Source organism: Lysinibacillus sp. NPDC097231 (assembly GCF_044761885.1).
Lineage (GTDB): Bacteria > Bacillota > Bacilli > Bacillales_A > Planococcaceae > Lysinibacillus.
Genome location: NZ_JBIWDH010000019.1, coordinates 64,361 through 81,849 on the forward strand (window position 1 = coordinate 64,361; position 17,489 = coordinate 81,849).

Genomic DNA, 17,489 nt, shown 5'->3' on the forward strand with positions numbered 1-17,489 from the left:
GAGTGAAGGGCAAATGACATTACAGCAACAAATCATTAAAGAATTACGTGTATTACCTACTATCGATACGCAGGAAGAAATTCGCAAGTCTATTGAATTTTTAAAGGAATATGCGCGTCGTTATAACTTTGTAAAAGGATTTGTTCTTGGAATATCGGGTGGACAAGACTCAACATTAACTGGTAAGTTAGCGCAGCTTGCTGTTGACGAGCTAAATGCAGAAGTAGGGGAAGTGAAATATTCATTTTGGGCTGTCCGTTTACCATACGGTGTGCAGGCTGATGAAAAGGACTGTCAGGATGCGATTGACTATATTGAACCTACTAAAACATACACGGTAAACATTAAAGATGCTGTCGATGCTAGTGTTCAAGCATTAGCAAATGCAGGTATTGAGATCAGTGATTTTGTAAAAGGGAATGAAAAGGCACGTGAGCGAATGAAGGTGCAATACTCGATTGCTGCTATGAATAATGCTGTTGTGCTTGGAACAGATCATGCTGCAGAGGCAATTACAGGTTTTTACACAAAATTTGGTGATGGTGGTGCGGATTTAATGCCAATTTTTCGTCTCAACAAACGCCAAGGTAAGCAATTATTAGCTGCACTAGATTGCCCTAAGCACTTATATTTAAAAGTACCAACTGCGGATTTAGAGGAAAATCGTCCATCATTACCAGACGAAGTAGCCCTTGGTTTAACGTATGATCAAGTTGATGATTATTTGGAAGGGAAGGAAATTCCTGAAGAAGCTCGTAAAACGTTAGAAGGACATTATTTACGTTCTCAGCATAAACGTCATATGCCAATCACAATATTTGATGATTTTTGGAAGTAGAATATATTTGAGGCTCATCATCAAAAGTTAGAGTTGATTTTTATTGATGCATATATCTATGTAGATAAGTTGATTGGCGTGGAGGTTGGCGACTCCTTGAGGATCAGTGAACTGTACCCAGCCGGATCGGAAATTAATCCCACGTCATGATGACGAATATTTAGGAAAAGAGTTATAAGAAAAAGTGATAAACACTTTTGAAAATAGCTCTTTTCTCTTTTTTTTAAGTAATTTAGTTCTCTATTATTAAATCAAAGCATATAATGTCGATATATATACCTATAAAGCAGAGTAAAAGCAAAGGAGGGTAATTATTTATGAGGACTTCTAGAGTAAGTGCGACGACAAGTAGCACTTTTCGTAACGAACAACAGTATCTACATGCAGGTGATATAAGTCATAACTTTGGACAAAATCCGAAAAAACAATTTAAAAATAGTTTGCCAAAAAATAAAGATAAAAAACCTATAAGTAACAGTAGGCAATTTCAACAGCACCGTCCAGATAACAGAGAAATTAGTTATTTGGACAGTACATGCGACATACAAATACACAATGAATTAAATGAAACCGCCGATAAGCTAGGTCGTCTAAGCAAGCAAAAGAAGCTTCTAAATAGTTACCGTTCTTCTATATAACTGATCGTGAAGCAAAAACTCTCTACATCTTTCTTGATGTAGAGAGTTTTCATAGTGTTGAAAAACAAAATAGTCAAGGAAATCTTAGTGAATATTTGGCACTTTAAATGTGATGATTTCCGTTCCAGGCTACTCGCTTTCCTGTGGGCGAGCGCCGAGCCGCTTCCTCCGCTAACGCTCCGTGCAGGGTCTCGCCTGTCTCGCTTTCCCACGGGAGTCGAGTAGCCTTCCACTCCAATCAATGATAACGTTACCTTCTATAAATTTAATATATGTCAAAAATGAACTTTACCTATTCACCATAAATGGATGGTATAGATTGTTTAGTTTTAAAAGCATTTGTTGCTACTGTCGCTTCGCTTACGTACAGAAATTATTTGTTGCTGTCGCACAGTCAAAATCCTGTTGCTGAGCTATCAATTTATCACCATAAATTAATACGGATGCAAGAAGATACACGCTAAGTGTAATAGTTGATTGGAGTGGAGACTGGTCGACTCCTTGGGGATTACATTAAAAAGGAACGAAGGCTAAAATCGTCACATCGTGTGACAACGCCTTCGTGACCAACATCGTGTTGGCCCGAGACCCTGGAGCGAGCAACGCGAGTGAAGCGGCTCATCGGACGCCCCCGGGAAAGCGACCAGTCGGAACGGAAATCAACCCCTATTTTTGCTCAAAAGTCATACTTTATTTAACAGGTCACTTTAATTTCATTGACATTATAGTTTTTGATTGTTGGCAAATGAATAAGTATCTTTTTTTGTAAAATAATTGCGCTAGAAGAAAGTTTGATGGGGATTAGAAAGGTAGCATATTTGTTGCTAGAAAATAGAAGTATATATTTTTTGTTCAAAATATTTGAAATCGAGATGTTCAATTAATATTCAAGATAACTTTTCCAATCCTTCACAGTTATTTTTAACTTATTTCACAACTTATCTGTAAAGTGGTTAGTAGTAACAGAAAAAAGAAATTGGGGGAAGCAGATATGAAAAAATTATGGTTACCTGTACTAGCAGTATTACTTTTACTTGCGGCTTGTGGTACAGAAAAAACGCAAGTTAAGGAAGAAGAATCGAAGCAAGATGTTGCGGCAAATGAAGCGGAGGCAAAGGATAAAACTACGCAAGTCGCTTCTTTAGTTGATCCACGTTTACAAGAGCCGAAAGAAGATACATTGTGTGAGATGTGTAATATGAAAGTATATATGAAGGACGAAGGGATGGGTGAATTCTCTACCCAAGCAATAAAAGAGGATGGAACAATTTCCTTTTATGATGACATAGGCTGTTTAGTAAATGCCGAGGTTGCAAATAATGAAAATAACGAAAAGTATGTCCGTGATTATATCACAAAAGACTGGGTAAAGGTGGAAGATGTAACGATCGTTAAAACGGATCTAAAATCTCCAATGAACTGGGGATATATTTATTTCACTAATAAAGTCGAGGCAGATAAATATATAGCTGACAATCCTAATGCACATGTAGAGGAATTACAAAAAATTAAAGATGAAGCATTAGAGCGTCGTAAAAAGAAAATGCAAGAACAAACTGAAAAAGAAGCAAATGGTGAATCTGATTCTATGCAAATGGGAGAGATGAATCATAATGACCAAAGTCATTAAACGAATGGACTAGGGGGAAATCCTCTAGTCTTTTCGTGCTGAACTGGGAGGTAAGGATTGGTGAAAAAAATAGGGTTTACCTTATTGTTTTTTCTGTTTATGAGTCAGACAGTACAGGCCGATTTCGATGTGCAGGATGCAATTGATGCTGCGGGTCCTGGAGAAATCGTCCATATTCCTGCTGGTCGTTACCAAGGAGATTTTATAGTGACAAAACCGATAACGTTGCAAGGTGAAGAGGGGACCGAACTTATTGGCGAAGGAGACAATCCAGCACTTCGAATTGAAAATACGTCCAAGGTCACTGCTGAAAATATAACATTATCAGGAAAAAATAAAGCTATTGTTGCTAGTAATGTAGATGGGCTTGAGTTACGTAAATTACAAATTAAAAATGTTCATACAGGCATTCATATCCAACGTTCAAAGAATGTTCGCATAGATGAAGTTAATGTGACTGGTAATGATGCGCATTATTCACAAAAAGGTAATGGGTTGGCTGTTTTTAAGAGTGAGGACATTATTATCGAAGGCAATACGATTGAGAGAGTGCAAGACGGAATTTATGTAGAGGAGGTATCGCGTATCGTTGTTCAACGGAATAAGGTAACGAGCAGTCGTTATGGTACGCATTTTATGTATACGAATGATGCCGAGGCACTGTTTAATACATATATTCACAATGTTACCGGCCTTATGATTATGATGACAACAAACATTCTCCTTGAAAATAATATTATAGCTAATCATGTTGATTTTAATGGCAACGGTATGCTGCTGTATGATGTGCAGCAAGCGAAAATTAAGCTAAACACCATCAAGAATAATCGAACTGGTGTAGCGTTGCAGAAAAGTTCAAATATTCAAATTGAAACAAATGATTTTCAGATGAATCAAACGGCACTTGAGGGCACAAAGGTCAGTGGCGACACGACGGCAAGTGATAATAGCTTTACAGGCAATATTTTAACGGCGCGCTCCGATAAGCAAGGTTTTCAACTGGTAGGAAATTATTATGATGATTATTCAGGAATTGATTTAAAAGACAACGGTTTTGGTGATGTTCCGTATGTAGCATTGTCAAGTTTTGGGCAATGGATGGTACGTCAGCCTGTTTACCAATATTTCGTGGCATCTCCGAGTGTTATTTTACTGACATCACTTGATCAGCAAATAAATAAAACCGAAAAGAATATGCTCATTGATAATACTCCGAGATTGGCGATGAAGGATGTGGAAGAAAAGAACAAGGTGAATATGGTGCAAATGCTATTAGGTATATTCTTGACATTAAGTAGTTTATGGCTATGGAAAAGAGGAATAACAGAATGAAAAAATGGATGATGATTGTAATGCTATGTTGTGGTGTGCTGATGGGCTGTAGTGAAAAAACATATGAGCCTCGTGAAATAGTTAGTGAAACCGATGTTTGTAAAATATGCAATATGAGTATTGTTCACAATGCTTATGCTGGTGAAATTGCATTGAAGAATGGTGATTATGAAATTTTTGATGACATTGGATGTCTAATTGAATATATAGAAGCAAATGGAGAAGGTGAAATAGGAGCAGCCTATATTAAGGATGCAGCAAAAAATGAATGGATTGACGTTTTTGAAGCTATATATGTGTACAACAAGGATTATTGGACGCCGATGAATTATGGAGTAGTTGCATTCGATACGAAGGAAGCAGCACAGGAGTGGATGACCACAGAGGGGGATGGCCAGCTCCTAGTTTATAAGGATTTACACGATTTTAAATGGGGGATCCATAAGTAATGTATAGTATGCTTATCAAACTAGAATTGAAACAAATGCTTCGAAGTCGTTGGATGCAATTAGTCGGTATACTTTTCACATTCGTTTTTACAGCTATTATTGTCATTCAACAAATGGCACTACCAGATGTAGAGGGCTTTACACGACAAACTGCCTCTTTTTTAAATGTACTGCTGTTTTTATTACCCCTGTTTATATTGACGATTGGAAGTATGAGTGTAGCTGGTGACGTGGAATCAGGTTGGTTTTCATTATTAAAGACATATCCGATGACACGTGCACAGTATATTGCAGGAAAGTATATGGCATCTGTGCTTGCTTTTTTATTGGTTGTTGTAGTGGCGTTTGGGGTTATACTGGCGTTTGGTGGTTTATTAGGTGGTGTCCGTTTACCTTTTATTTTTATTACTCTAACTTTGCTATGTATATTTATTTTTGTCTCATTAGCAATTGCAATTGGAGCATTTGCGAAGACTAGATTATTTGCGTTATCGCTATCGCTTGTTTTTTGGTCAATTTTTTTATTACTGATGTCTTACACTTTGATGGCTATTGGAACAGTTGTGGCGGGGCATATTTTGCAAAAGCTCACAATTATCATGATACACATTAATCCTGTGGAGTGGCTACGCTTTGGATATTTCATTTTTACCGATCAAGCGAGTGTACTCGGTCCTGCTTTTTATAAGATGACACAGTTTTATTCGTCACCACTAGGTTACATAGTGTATGGGACCTTGACATTGCTTTGGATAGCATGTCCATTAGCTTACAGTAGCCTGCTGTTAAGGGGAGGAGGAAGAAGATAATGCTATTAGAAACGAAGGAGTTATCGAATATATATGACAATAATAGAGGTCTACGAAAAGCCTCCTTTTCTTTACAGACAGGACGTATTTTAGCGCTTGTTGGAGGAAATGGCGCTGGAAAAAGTACTTTAATTCGTTTACTGACCGGCCAGGAAAAGCAAAAATCAGGAGAAATCATCTGGCATAAACCGCCAGCTATTCGCTACATGCCAGATGATGTGGATTTTCCTTCCATGTTAACAGCAGCTGAAATTTTACAGCTACTTGCCTCCTTAAAGAAAATCGGTAGACGAGAACAAGAAGAGGTACTGAGACGGGTTGCTTTATGGGATGTGCGAAAGCAAAAAGTTAAACATTTTTCAAAGGGCATGCGTCAACGCCTTAATCTTGCTCAAAGTTTACTTGGTGATGGTTCTTTGCTTATTTTAGACGAGCCGACAAATGGTCTTGATCCGTTTTGGATTGCGGAGTTGAAAAAGATGATGCTAGAGGAAAAAACGAAGGGGTGTACTGTCATTTTTTCAACGCATTTACTTTCATTTGCCGAGGAAATAGCGGATGATGTGTTAGTTTTACATGAAGGAGAAATACTTATTTCAGGGGACTTAAAGAAAATACTTCTACAAGAAAATTCAACTTCATTAGAGAATTTATGGTTAAAAAATTTAGATTTGTAACATTTTGATAAGTAATGACGTTATATACTAGTAAGTAGGCTTGTTTGAAGAGGATTCAACAAGCCTACTTTTTCATACTAAGCACTATTATTGTTCTGAATATAAGTGTGATGTTGTTTGACTAAAGCATTAGTTGAGCGTTTTATATAATTGTGTTATTAAGTATATTTCGTTATGCTAAAGGTAAGTTATCATGCAATTCAAACAATTGTTGGGTGAAATAGGAGGTTTTTTTGTTTTATGAATTCACAAATACAAGATGTATTAGACAACATAGAAAAAGTAATGATAGGTAAAAGAGAGGTCGCTGAGCTTAGCATAGTAGCCTTACTAGCAAAGGGACATGTGCTACTAGAGGACGTACCTGGTGTAGGTAAAACAATGATGGTGCGCGCACTGGCAAAATCCTTCGATGCACAATTTAAAAGGATTCAATTTACACCCGATTTATTGCCATCGGATGTTGTAGGGGTATCAATTTATAATCCGAAAACAATGGAATTCGAGTTTCGACCTGGTCCGATCATGGGGGATGTTGTTTTAGCAGATGAAATCAACCGTACATCTCCGAAAACACAGTCTGCATTGCTTGAGGGGATGGAGGAAGCATCTGTCACTATTGATGGTAAAACCCTGATAATCAATCAGCCATTTTTCGTTATGGCAACCCAAAATCCAATTGAACATGAAGGAACATATCCTTTACCAGAGGCACAACTTGATCGTTTCTTACTAAAAATAAAAATGGGCTATCCTTCTAGAAGAGAAGAAGTGGAGATACTGCGTCGGGCTGAAAATGGTAAGCCGATTGAAAAAATTGAAGCCGTACTAAAAGTTGCAGAACTAATTGAATTACAAGAGCTAGTACAAGGTGTGTACGTCGAAAATTCTGTCAAAAATTACATGGTCGAGCTAGCGACTCAAACGAGAGAAAATAGCTATGTACATTTAGGTGTAAGTCCTCGGGCGACAATTGCTTTAATGAAAGCCTCGCAAGCTTATGCATTTATGAAAGGGCGCAGTTATGTTACACCTGATGATGTCCAATATTTAGCACCATTTGTTTTTAGCCATCGTTTAATTTTAAAGCCAGATGCACGTTATGATAATGTGACAGCGGATAAAATTATTGAACGTATTATTGCGAATACACCTGTGCCAACAAAGAGGTTTGCGGAGCAATGAAGAAATGGAAAGCTTTTATAGAAAAAAGTAAACATTTCTTATTAGTATCTTTGTTAATGGTCATCACTTTTTGTTATGCAATGTTCCAAGGCGGGTTTGTCAGCTGGTTTGTGTTTTTTACAGTTAGTCCATTTTTGTTATATGCATTTATTTTCTTACTAGTTCGGGAAGAAATCTTACTTGTGGAACGTAAAATTGAACCCTCACATATTGAGAGTGGACAATCTGCTAAGGTTATAATTACGGTAGAACGAAAAACACGCTTTCCATTTGCATATATAATGATGGAGGAACTTGTAAATAGTGAAGCCCTTGTTCAATCGAAGGTGCAAGGAACAAATGTCATTAAGTTCGTAGGCTTTAAGAAAAAATTTAGTTGGAATTACGTGCTGGAAAATATGCCCCGTGGCGAGCACCGTTACTTAGGTGTTAATATTGTTTTCTGTGATTTTTTTGGCTGGGCAAAAAAGCTTGTTGCGGCAGAAAAGGAGCAAGTCATTTTAATTTATCCGAAAGTTCGAGAGATGAAGTATGCCGCACTTCAAACAAAATTTGATGTTGGAGCAATGATGTCACCCTATTCAATTGTTAAGGATACATCAATGGCTGTTGGTTTACGTGAGTATGTTCCGGGTGACCGTTTTTCGTGGATTCACTGGAAATCATTTGCAAAGACTCAAACTTTGCAATCTAAGGAATTTGAAGACCGTCAATCACAGGAGTTGATGTTGGTGCTTCATGGCGAAAAGTCTCCGTTATTTGAAGAGAAAATTGAGCTTGTGGCATCAATGTTACAAACAATTGTCGAAGAACGTGGAGATATTTCATTTGTTTCTGCTGGTGCTAAAACGAAGGTGTTTCCAACTATCCAAGGTAATAAGCAGCTGGATCAAGTAATGTATCATTTAGCTGCCATAAAACCTGTAGAAAGTGTCAAATTTCAATTGCGAAATCAGCAAGCCTTTAAGCATGTCGCAACACTACTATATGTTACGAACGAAGTATCAGATGAATTACTGCATTCTCTTAGCGAAATGGTGAAAAGCTGTATTTGTTTTGTAGTGGCTGAACAACCTCCTATTCAAACAGAGCTAGCAAAGCGCTTTAAACAAATTCAAGTTGTACATGTAAATCCAACAGATTATTACCATTTGTTCACGGAGGTGATGAAGCCGTGAACAAATCACTAGGAAGTTTTATAGAATTAGCCATAGCCTACGTAATTATTTTTCTGATTTTACGTGAATGGCTTGTTCCTGTAATGGAGTTAACAAATACAGGAGAGTTTCATTTAATTTTGGTGTTTATTGGTCTATCACTTGCACTTAGCCTTTTTCGAATACATCCATTGTTGTCCGGATTGGTGAAGTTCGGCTATATTACATGGTTTCTAGTGTTCATTTACAGTAAAAGTCCCTTTTTATCTGGAGAGACATTACCGTTTTTAATGAATGAATGGCAATGGAATATGACTGCCATTTTTTCAGGTGATTTTGGACAAGTTTCTGATGCGTTTAGAACATTACTATTCCTTACGCTTATTTGGATGTTAATATACTTAATTCACTACTGGATAACAGTGCGCAAAAATATTTTCTATTTCTTTGCGCTAACAGTTTTCTTTATTGCCACACTAGATACATTTAGCGATTATGATGGAAAGTCGGCAATTGTTAAAGTCATAGTACTTGGTTTAATGATGACAGGCTTGCTTTTTGTAAAGCGCTTATGGCTTCAAGTAGATACAGCAAGCGATGTAATAGAGAAGTGGAAACTTGCTATCCCGATGATTGTTTCGGTAATGCTTGTAAGTGTAGTGGCATTCTTTTTACCTAAGACAGGACCAACTTGGGCTGACCCAGTGCCTTTTATCCAAGGGGTTGCTGGGCAAGGTGATTTTGGAACAGGTAAAAAAACAGTTGGCTACGGCGAGGATGATAGTCGATTAGGGGGACCGTTTCAAGGTGATAATACACTAGTTTTCACTGCAACTTCCCGTGACCGTCATTATTGGCGTATAGATACAAAGGATACGTATACATCGAAGGGATGGGTTCTTTCAGAAGGGAACTTTGGAAAAAATATTTATCAGGCTAATACGCCTATCCAGACCTCGTTACAAGTTGGGTCTCCTGATAAAGAGCGTCAAGTTCAAATGGACATTGCTGTACCAATGCCATTTTTGATTCAAACGTATGGCATGCTTTCTGTTTCTGCCCAAGATTCAACCGTATTTATACAAGATGGTCGTAGCGAAAAGATTGCAATAGAGCAGCGAGGTAGCGAGTCTAAATTATTATCAAACTATACGATAACTTATAGTAAGCCTGTCTATAGCATGGAGCAACTGCAACTGTCAAACCCATCCATGTTAGAAACATTAGATCCGTCCTTTGATCGCTTTTTACAATTGCCAAACAAACTTCCACTGCGTGTAAGAGATTTGGCAAATGAAATCACACAAGGTAAAACCTCGGTATATGATCAAATAACAGCGGTAGAAAGATATTTTTCAACTAATGGTTTTAGATATGATAAAACGGCAGCAGCTATTCCAGCGGAGAATCAAGATTATGTTGACCAGTTTTTATTCGATACTAGGGTTGGTTACTGTGACAATTTCTCAACATCGATGGTCGTACTCCTGCGTTCAGTAGGGATACCAGCACGTTGGGTAAAAGGCTTTGCGCCGGGTGATGCTGGTCCAATGTCAGATGGTTTACGTGAGTATCGAATTACGAATGATAACGCACACTCGTGGGTAGAAGCATTTGTACCTGGAACAGGCTGGATTGAGTTTGAACCAACAATTGGCTTTTCAAGAAATATTAACATCGATTATGATATAGAGCGTGATACTCCTCAAGAAGAGCAAGTATTGCAGCCAGAACAAAAACAAGAGCAACAACAGAAGAAAGAACAAGCACCCAAGACAGAAACATCTAGCTCAACATTTAGCTTAGATGCTGTATGGACATGGTTGAAAAAACTCACATATGTTTGGATTGCTCTAATCATTTTGATGATAATTGCTGGTCTCGCACTGTTTATGCAACGTAAAACGTGGTTACCTAAAATGCAAGTACGTGCATATCGTAAGAAGGAAGCAAACTGGACAAACTTTGATGCTTCTTATCATGTTTTAATGAAGCAATTATCCCGTATTGGATTACGCCGAAAAGCTGGCGAAACGTTGCGAGTGTTTGCTGAACGAGTGGATGCATCATTAGAGACTGATGAGATGCAAAAATTGACCGCCGTTTATGAGCAACATATTTATGGCAGGGATGAACAAGATATTGATTTTATAAAACTGAGAGAAAGTTGGGAATATTTAATCAATCGCACTATCAGTTGATTTTGATGGGTACAAAGAGTAAAATGAAAAAAATTATATATGATAAGGATTGCTTTCATATAAGTTCGATAATAAGGTTCGGATGTTTCTACGAGGTCACCGTAAATGATCTCTCTATGAAGGTGAATGTTATAGTTAGGTGAGAAGTTTAGTAAATCACTTTCTTTGCTGCGCATTCGCCTTTATAGATCAAGAGCTTATGAACGCGTAGGAAGTTTTTACTTTCATACGCGTTTTTCTTTGAACATATGAAAGGTCCTTTAAAAATAGTAGAAGAGGTGGAAATTTTGTCAGCTAGCCCTTTATTAAAAGAGCAAGAAAAAGTCGTTGTTCTCGACTTCGGTAGCCAATTTAACCAATTAATTACGCGTCGTATCCGTGAATTTGGTGTTTTTAGTGAGTTACATCCACATACAATTACTGCAGAAGAAATTAAAAATATGAACGCTGTAGGTATTATCTTTTCAGGTGGTCCAAACTCCGTTTATGATGAAAATGCCTTCCATGTAGATCCAGCTATTTTCGAATTAGGCTTACCAATTCTAGGTATTTGCTATGGTATGCAATTAATGGCACATACACAGGGCGGTAAGGTTGAAGGTGCTGAAACACGCGAATATGGTAAAGCTGAAATTAAAGTGACAGCTTCTAATAAATTATTCGGTGACCTACCATCGGAACAAATCGTATGGATGAGCCATGGTGACCATGTAACAGAAGTACCTACTGGCTTTGAAGTAATCGCAACAAGTGCTGCTTGCCCTATCTCTGCAATGGCAAATGTGGAACGTAAACTATTTGCAGTACAATTCCATCCAGAAGTACGTCACTCTGTATACGGTAACGACTTACTACGTCAGTTCGTATTTGATATTTGTGAAGCAAAAGGCGATTGGTCAATGGCGAACTTTATTGAACTTGAAATCGCAAAAATCCGTGAAACAGTGGGTGACAAAAAAGTATTATGTGCGCTTTCTGGTGGTGTAGATTCATCAGTTGTTGCTGTTCTAATTCATAAAGCAATCGGTGACCAATTAACTTGTATGTTCGTAGATCACAACTTAAACCGTAAAGGTGAAGTTGAGCAAGTTATGAAGACATTTACGGAAGACTTTGACATGAATCTTATCAAAATTGACGCACGTCAACGTTTCATGGACAAACTTGCAGGTGTTTCTGATCCAGAGAAAAAACGTAAAATTATTGGTAACGAATTTATTTATGTATTCGATGAAGAAGCGGCTAAACTTGAAGGTATGGACTTCTTAGCACAAGGTACGCTTTATACAGATATTATTGAATCTGGAACATCAACTGCGCAAACAATTAAGTCACACCATAATGTTGGTGGTCTTCCAGAAGACATGCAATTCCAATTAATTGAGCCACTTAACACATTGTTTAAAGATGAAGTGCGCGCATTAGGATTAGAGCTAGGCCTTGACGAAAAAATCGTTTGGCGTCAACCATTCCCAGGTCCTGGATTAGGTATCCGTGTGCTTGGTGAAGTAACAGAAGAAAAACTTGAAATCGTACGCGAATCAGATTTCATCCTACGTGAGGAAATCGCAAAAGCTGGTCTAGATCGTGACATCTGGCAATACTTCACTGTACTACCTGATATCCGTTCAGTTGGTGTAATGGGCGATGCACGTACGTATGATTACGCAATCGGTATCCGTGCAGTAACATCTATCGACGGTATGACTTCTGACTGGGCACGTATTCCTTGGGATGTACTAGAGAAAATCTCTGTCCGCCTAGTAAACGAAGTAAAACACGTTAACCGCGTGCTGTACGATATTACATCTAAGCCACCAGCAACTATCGAGTGGGAATAGGTTAATATAACAGAAAACTCGGACCTTAGTTGTATCAAGAGTTTGAAGTTATTTATCCTGCAAATACTTGCTCACCTACAACAATTGCATTTTAAAATAGGACTTTCCTTTATTCATGTTTTTCATGATAAAAGGGAGGTCTTTTTTTATGGTTAAAATTAACGAAATGATTGATGTTTTCAAAATGAATCAAGAAATCGTTGGTCGTAAACTGAAGTATATTCAATATGTTTTTGCACTTAAAGCGAAGAAAAGATTTTATCCCGCAGAACGGGCAGTAATTTATCTGTACCAAAGCTTCAGGTACAAGACTCCCACTTCAAGAATTAAGTGAAGCAAAAAATATAAATGGGAGATCAACTGCCCGTAAAAGCCCGATTGAGGCAACACGATGTTGGTATCACAAGCGTTTCCGTAGATGAGGAGTACTTAGCTTGTGTTCCTCTATAGCAATCAGTGGTGGATGGGAAATACCCCACTGATTGAAACCCAGGAGACTCTGGAAATAACCCTGGTACAGGAGGCAATCCAGGAGATTCAGGAAGCAAGCCTGGTACAGTAGGTAATCCGGGAGATTCAGGAAGCAAACCTGGTTCAGAAAATAATACTGAATTTAGTGTAAACAGTGGATCCGATGGCAGTTACAACCAAAGCAATAACAGCAGAGCAAACAAAGAAGACAAATTAGACAATGTTCCAAAAACAGGAGACAATAGTATGCCGCCAATTTTCTATATGGCTTTGGCGCTTATGTCCTTGATAATGCTAGGATTCCTGTTGTTTGGCAACAAGAAGAAAAAGCACATTTAGTAATGGGAAAGGCGGTAAGAAATGAGCAAAATAAAAAAAATCCTTATCGCCTTTTTCATCATTCTGCTCGTTTATTCGCTAGTCTCTCTTGCGAGAACTTACTTTCGGGATTATGCTGAAAATCAGCAAATAAAAGAGCTGGCAGAAATACGATATAAAGAAAATGATACAGGTGAGGGTGCTTCAAACCCCTCACCTTTTATTACAAAGGTCATGCTCCCTGAATTTAAAGAGCTTTCTAAGCAAAATCCAGATATTATCGGGTGGCTAAAAATTGATGGCACCTGTATTGATTACCCGATTATGCAGAATCAGCAGAATGCGCAGTACTATCTCAATCATGGTTTCGATAAAGAGAAAAACAAAAACGGACTCCCTTTTTTGGATGAATACAGTCACATAGATGAATCAGACATTTTGCTCATTCACGGACATCATATGAAAAGTGGAGCGATGTTTGCGGATTTGGTGAAGTACAAGAAGGAAGGCTACTATAAGGAGCATACAACGTTACAATTCAGTACGCTATATGAGCAGGAAGAATATGAAATCGTTGCTATTGCTCTCTCAGAGGTGTACAGCAAAACAGACGACGTTTTTAAATACTACCAGATTGAGCAGATAGATACACCCGCCGAGTTTGACTCGTATATTCAGAATATCGACCAACTTGCACTTTACGACACAGGAGTGACTGCACAGTATGGAGACAAACTTATTGTTCTGTCTACATGTGAATACTCAACTGAGAATGGTCGGTTAGTCGTGGTTGCCCGAAAGCGCAAATGACGATGTGTAAAAACATGAAAACAACTACACCAAATCACGTTCTCCTTGGAGGGCGTGATTTTTTGTGCGATAAAAAACGTCAAGGCGAAATTGATAAATCAAAGAAAATATTTGCAAAGCTTTGAGGTATAGTAAACTGTAAGAGGACAATGTTATTGCTCAGTTTAGGGGGATTGAAATGGAAAAAAATATAGCGATGATTCATACACTTGCCATTGGTATGCCGAAAGAATTGCATTATAGTAATGGGCGCTCAATGATTACAGGGATTGAAAAACGGAGAGTGCAAGAAGCTTATTTGTCAGTTGGTGGATTTGAAGGGGATGGTGTAGCAGATAAAAAACATCATGGTGGTCCTGATCGTGCGGTTTGTTTATATCCAGCGGAGCATTACATACAATGGGAACTGGAACTTGGTAACCCATTGCCGACAGCGGCATTTGGTGAAAACTTAACGGTAACGAATATGTTGGAAGCGGATATTTGTATTGGTGATATTTATAAAATAGGTGATGCTGTCATCCAAATTACACAAGGTCGTGTACCATGTAGTACGATTGATAAATATACTGAGGCGAACATATTACTCAAACGTTTAATTGAAACAGGTTACACGGGCTTCCTTGCGCGCGTGCTGAATGAGGGGACAATCTGTGCAGATTCGAAAATTGAATTAGTGGAAAAGCATCCTGCACGTATATCGGTTTTGCATTGCAACGAAGTGTACTTTAAAAACAAAGATGCACTCGCGATGAAACGTATACTAGCAGTTGATGTTTTAGCTGAAGATTGGAAACAAAAATTAGAAAAAAGAATTCAGCTCTTACAAAGTAAAATTGAGAAATAAAGCAAATGTAAAACAAGGGCTCTGCTATAATTATAGTGACGCCATGATTTTTGATCAGATAAGGTCCCGTATGAAGTATTAGAAAAAAGAACGATATATTAATTAAGATCCTCTAGTTCTAGGGGATTTTTTATTTTATACCTATCGATAAAATGTTCAGCCCCAGCCTATTGATGCGATGATTTATTAGAATGTGAACATTAAATAAGTATTTTACACGAACTTTCGTATTTTTTTTATTAGAAATGTTCGGAAATGGGGTTGAAATCTAAAAAATGAAATGATATATTACGATTGTAAATTAAATAAGTCGTCGTATAATGTCGGGGATAAGGCCCGTGAGTTTCTACCAAGTTACCGTAAATAACTTGACTACGATTTTAGTTATATATACCAATGTATAGACACTAAGAAATTTCACACAATAATCGTGATGAAATGTATCGTAGACATGCGACTAGTAGAGTAGTCAGCGTGTCTTTTTTGTTTACGATATTGAGGACGACCATACGGAGGATTTCTTTAAAATGAAAAAGTATTTCATGTTTGATGAATTAGGAACGAATTATCGCCGCGAAATTCTTGGTGGTTTCACAACGTTCTTAGCAATGGCTTACATTTTAGTAGTAAACCCAGTAACATTATCATTAGCAAATGTAAAGGATTTACCAGATGCTTTACGTATGGATTATGGAGCAGTATTTGTTGCGACTGCTGTATCAGCAGCAATTGGTTCTTTTATTATGGGATTCTTGGCAAAGTATCCCCTCGCTTTAGCACCTGGTTTAGGGCTTAATGCATTTTTTGCTTATACAGTAGTATTAGTAAACGGTAGTCCATGGCAACATGCTCTAGCAGCAGTATTTATTTCAGGTGTATTCTTCTTATTATTAACATTAACAGGTTTACGTGAAAAATTAATTAATGCCATTCCTATGGAATTAAAATTAGCGGTAGGTGCTGGTATTGGCTTATTCATTGCTTTTATTGGGATGCAAAATGCAGGCATTATTGTTAATAATGATGCTACCTTGGTGGGTATAGGTAATTTACGTGAACCACAAGTATTACTGGCGATTTTTGGTATTATCGTGACAGTAATTTTGATGGTGCGTGGCATTAAAGGCGGCGTATTCTATGGTATGGTGATTACATCAATCGTTGGTATGATTACAGGACTTGTGGGCTTGCCTGAAAAAGTTGTATCAGCTCCACCTAGTATTTCACCAACATTTGGTGCTTTATTCAGTGCTTTTTCTGACCCAAGCTTCTATACTTTATCAATGCTGTCAGTAATTTTAACTTTCCTATTTGTTGACTTCTTTGATAACGCTGGGACATTAATGGCAGTAGCTAACCAAGCAGGATTAGTTAAGGATAATCGTTTACCACGTGCTGGTAAAGCTTTAGTTTCTGATTCAATTGCAACGATTATAGGTTCAATTTTTGGTACATCTACTATTACATCTTATGTAGAATCTTCTTCTGGTGTAGCAGCTGGTGCACGTTCTGGTTTCGCTTCGATTGTAACGGGATGTTTATTCTTATTAGCACTTTTCTTCTCGCCGTTGTTAGGAGTTATCACTACAGCTGTTACTGCTCCAGCCTTGATTATAGTGGGAGTTTTAATGGTAGCTTCTTTAGGGCAAATTGCTTGGAATCGTTTTGAAATCGCAGTACCTTCATTCTTAACGATGGTTATGATGCCATTAACATACTCAATTGCAACTGGTATCGCAGTAGGTTTCATTTTCTATCCATTAACAATGATTATTAAAGGAAAAGCAAAAGAAGTAAATCCAATTATGTATGTCTTCGCGGTAATCTTCTTATTGTATCTAGCAACATTATAAAGAAAAGCTGCTCTCAATTCTCGGTTTCAACGATATTTGAGAGCAGCTTTTTGTTTTAAAAATAATTTAATTACTTTTCTTTTCTGAAACATTATATAGGAAGGGATTAGTTTTTTTAAGGGTTCGATTTCACGGAATTATTTTTCTTTTTAAATACAGTTGCGTTACTAGAATATTAGTGATATAGTTTAAAACGTTGTTACGAAAACAACAGTAAATTATAAATAACATAAAGAGTTGACAGAGAGTTAACATTATGTTAAATTATAAAAAGTTACTTAATATGAACCTTGAAAACTGAACAAGCAAAACGTAATCAATAAAGTTTTTAGTAGCTGACCTCGTTAGTGAACAAAACAAATTTTGGACATCATAAAGATGCCAGCAAAACAATTTGAGCTAATCAAATTTCTTTTATGGAGAGTTTGATCCT

General features: G+C 37.5%; 15 protein-coding genes, 1 pseudogene and 2 riboswitches. All 16 genes and pseudogenes read left to right on the plus strand.

The window, feature by feature from the left end:
- Positions 1 to 13 precede the first annotated feature (13 nt).
- A complete protein-coding gene (gene nadE / locus ACIQXF_RS12965) occupies positions 14 to 838 on the plus strand; it encodes an ammonia-dependent NAD(+) synthetase (protein WP_402783477.1) in 825 nt (274 codons plus the stop codon).
- Between the two features lie 317 nt (positions 839 to 1,155).
- Complete coding sequence (locus ACIQXF_RS12970) at positions 1,156 to 1,476, plus strand: NAD synthetase (RefSeq protein ID WP_402783479.1); 321 nt, start codon at positions 1,156 to 1,158, stop codon at positions 1,474 to 1,476.
- A 991-nt stretch (positions 1,477 to 2,467) separates the two neighbouring features.
- Positions 2,468 to 3,106 carry a nitrous oxide reductase accessory protein NosL gene (locus tag ACIQXF_RS12975; protein ID WP_402783481.1) on the plus strand — a complete coding sequence of 213 codons (639 nt, stop codon included), beginning with the start codon at positions 2,468 to 2,470 and terminating at the stop codon, positions 3,104 to 3,106.
- 99 nt (positions 3,107 to 3,205) lie between these two features.
- On the plus strand, positions 3,206 to 4,438 hold the full coding sequence (locus ACIQXF_RS12980; protein ID WP_402783483.1) for a right-handed parallel beta-helix repeat-containing protein: 1,233 nt from the start codon (positions 3,206 to 3,208) through the stop codon (positions 4,436 to 4,438).
- Positions 4,435 to 4,887, plus strand: a complete 453-nt coding sequence (locus ACIQXF_RS12985; protein ID WP_402783485.1) for a nitrous oxide reductase accessory protein NosL — start codon at positions 4,435 to 4,437, stop codon at positions 4,885 to 4,887. Before ACIQXF_RS12980 ends, ACIQXF_RS12985 begins: the two co-directional genes overlap by 4 nt.
- Entirely contained in the window at positions 4,887 to 5,696 is an 810-nt protein-coding gene (locus ACIQXF_RS12990; protein ID WP_402783487.1) for an ABC transporter permease, read from the plus strand. The genes ACIQXF_RS12985 and ACIQXF_RS12990 overlap by 1 nt, the downstream gene beginning before the upstream one ends.
- Complete coding sequence (locus ACIQXF_RS12995; RefSeq protein WP_402783489.1) at positions 5,696 to 6,373, plus strand: ABC transporter ATP-binding protein; 678 nt, start codon at positions 5,696 to 5,698, stop codon at positions 6,371 to 6,373. The genes ACIQXF_RS12990 and ACIQXF_RS12995 overlap by 1 nt, the downstream gene beginning before the upstream one ends.
- Before the next feature lie 240 nt (positions 6,374 to 6,613).
- The gene (locus tag ACIQXF_RS13000; RefSeq protein WP_402783491.1) at positions 6,614 to 7,558 is read left to right on the plus strand and encodes an AAA family ATPase; all 945 of its coding nucleotides are present in this window, start codon (positions 6,614 to 6,616) and stop codon (positions 7,556 to 7,558) included.
- Positions 7,555 to 8,736 (plus strand): DUF58 domain-containing protein, encoded by a 1,182-nt coding sequence (locus ACIQXF_RS13005; protein WP_402783492.1) that lies wholly within the window; start codon positions 7,555 to 7,557, stop codon positions 8,734 to 8,736. Before ACIQXF_RS13000 ends, ACIQXF_RS13005 begins: the two co-directional genes overlap by 4 nt.
- Complete coding sequence (locus ACIQXF_RS13010) at positions 8,733 to 10,916, plus strand: transglutaminase TgpA family protein (protein WP_402783494.1); 2,184 nt, start codon at positions 8,733 to 8,735, stop codon at positions 10,914 to 10,916. Before ACIQXF_RS13005 ends, ACIQXF_RS13010 begins: the two co-directional genes overlap by 4 nt.
- A 35-nt stretch (positions 10,917 to 10,951) precedes the next feature.
- A riboswitch (purine riboswitch) is annotated at positions 10,952 to 11,053 on the plus strand.
- 150 nt (positions 11,054 to 11,203) lie between these two features.
- Positions 11,204 to 12,757 (plus strand): glutamine-hydrolyzing GMP synthase, encoded by a 1,554-nt coding sequence (gene guaA / locus ACIQXF_RS13015; RefSeq protein WP_402783520.1) that lies wholly within the window; start codon positions 11,204 to 11,206, stop codon positions 12,755 to 12,757.
- A gap of 148 nt (positions 12,758 to 12,905) precedes the next feature.
- Positions 12,906 to 13,091 carry a hypothetical protein gene (locus tag ACIQXF_RS13020; protein ID WP_402783496.1) on the plus strand — a complete coding sequence of 62 codons (186 nt, stop codon included), beginning with the start codon at positions 12,906 to 12,908 and terminating at the stop codon, positions 13,089 to 13,091.
- A gap of 374 nt (positions 13,092 to 13,465) precedes the next feature.
- A pseudogene (locus tag ACIQXF_RS13025) lies at positions 13,466 to 13,567 on the plus strand (LPXTG cell wall anchor domain-containing protein); the annotation flags it as partial.
- Positions 13,568 to 13,588: 21 nt separating this feature from the next.
- Positions 13,589 to 14,356, plus strand: a complete 768-nt coding sequence (gene srtB, locus ACIQXF_RS13030; RefSeq protein WP_402783498.1) for a class B sortase — start codon at positions 13,589 to 13,591, stop codon at positions 14,354 to 14,356.
- 178 nt (positions 14,357 to 14,534) lie between these two features.
- Positions 14,535 to 15,203 (plus strand): MOSC domain-containing protein, encoded by a 669-nt coding sequence (locus ACIQXF_RS13035; protein ID WP_402783500.1) that lies wholly within the window; start codon positions 14,535 to 14,537, stop codon positions 15,201 to 15,203.
- A gap of 293 nt (positions 15,204 to 15,496) precedes the next feature.
- Positions 15,497 to 15,598, plus strand: a riboswitch (purine riboswitch).
- 132 nt (positions 15,599 to 15,730) lie between these two features.
- Positions 15,731 to 17,056, plus strand: coding sequence for an NCS2 family permease (locus tag ACIQXF_RS13040; protein WP_402783502.1), 1,326 nt, complete (start codon positions 15,731 to 15,733; stop codon positions 17,054 to 17,056).
- The last annotated feature ends 433 nt before the right edge of the window (positions 17,057 to 17,489 follow it).

Excerpts from the sequence above, each read along its gene's own strand:
- ACIQXF_RS12995 (WP_402783489.1), top strand. The coding sequence starts at position 5,696 with ATGCTATTAGAAACGAAGGAGTTATCGAATATATATGACAATAATAGA.
- ACIQXF_RS12990 (WP_402783487.1), top strand. The coding sequence starts at position 4,887 with ATGTATAGTATGCTTATCAAACTAGAATTGAAACAAATGCTTCGAAGT.
- srtB (WP_402783498.1), top strand. The coding sequence starts at position 13,589 with ATGAGCAAAATAAAAAAAATCCTTATCGCCTTTTTCATCATTCTGCTC.
- ACIQXF_RS12985 (WP_402783485.1), top strand. The coding sequence starts at position 4,435 with ATGAAAAAATGGATGATGATTGTAATGCTATGTTGTGGTGTGCTGATG.
- ACIQXF_RS13035 (WP_402783500.1), top strand. The coding sequence starts at position 14,535 with ATGGAAAAAAATATAGCGATGATTCATACACTTGCCATTGGTATGCCG.
- ACIQXF_RS13020 (WP_402783496.1), top strand. The coding sequence starts at position 12,906 with ATGGTTAAAATTAACGAAATGATTGATGTTTTCAAAATGAATCAAGAA.
- nadE (WP_402783477.1), top strand. The coding sequence starts at position 14 with ATGACATTACAGCAACAAATCATTAAAGAATTACGTGTATTACCTACT.
- ACIQXF_RS12975 (WP_402783481.1), top strand. The coding sequence starts at position 2,468 with ATGAAAAAATTATGGTTACCTGTACTAGCAGTATTACTTTTACTTGCG.
- ACIQXF_RS12970 (WP_402783479.1), top strand. The coding sequence starts at position 1,156 with ATGAGGACTTCTAGAGTAAGTGCGACGACAAGTAGCACTTTTCGTAAC.
- ACIQXF_RS13040 (WP_402783502.1), top strand. The coding sequence starts at position 15,731 with ATGAAAAAGTATTTCATGTTTGATGAATTAGGAACGAATTATCGCCGC.
- ACIQXF_RS13000 (WP_402783491.1), top strand. The coding sequence starts at position 6,614 with ATGAATTCACAAATACAAGATGTATTAGACAACATAGAAAAAGTAATG.
- ACIQXF_RS12980 (WP_402783483.1), top strand. The coding sequence starts at position 3,206 with ATGAGTCAGACAGTACAGGCCGATTTCGATGTGCAGGATGCAATTGAT.
- ACIQXF_RS13005 (WP_402783492.1), top strand. The coding sequence starts at position 7,555 with ATGAAGAAATGGAAAGCTTTTATAGAAAAAAGTAAACATTTCTTATTA.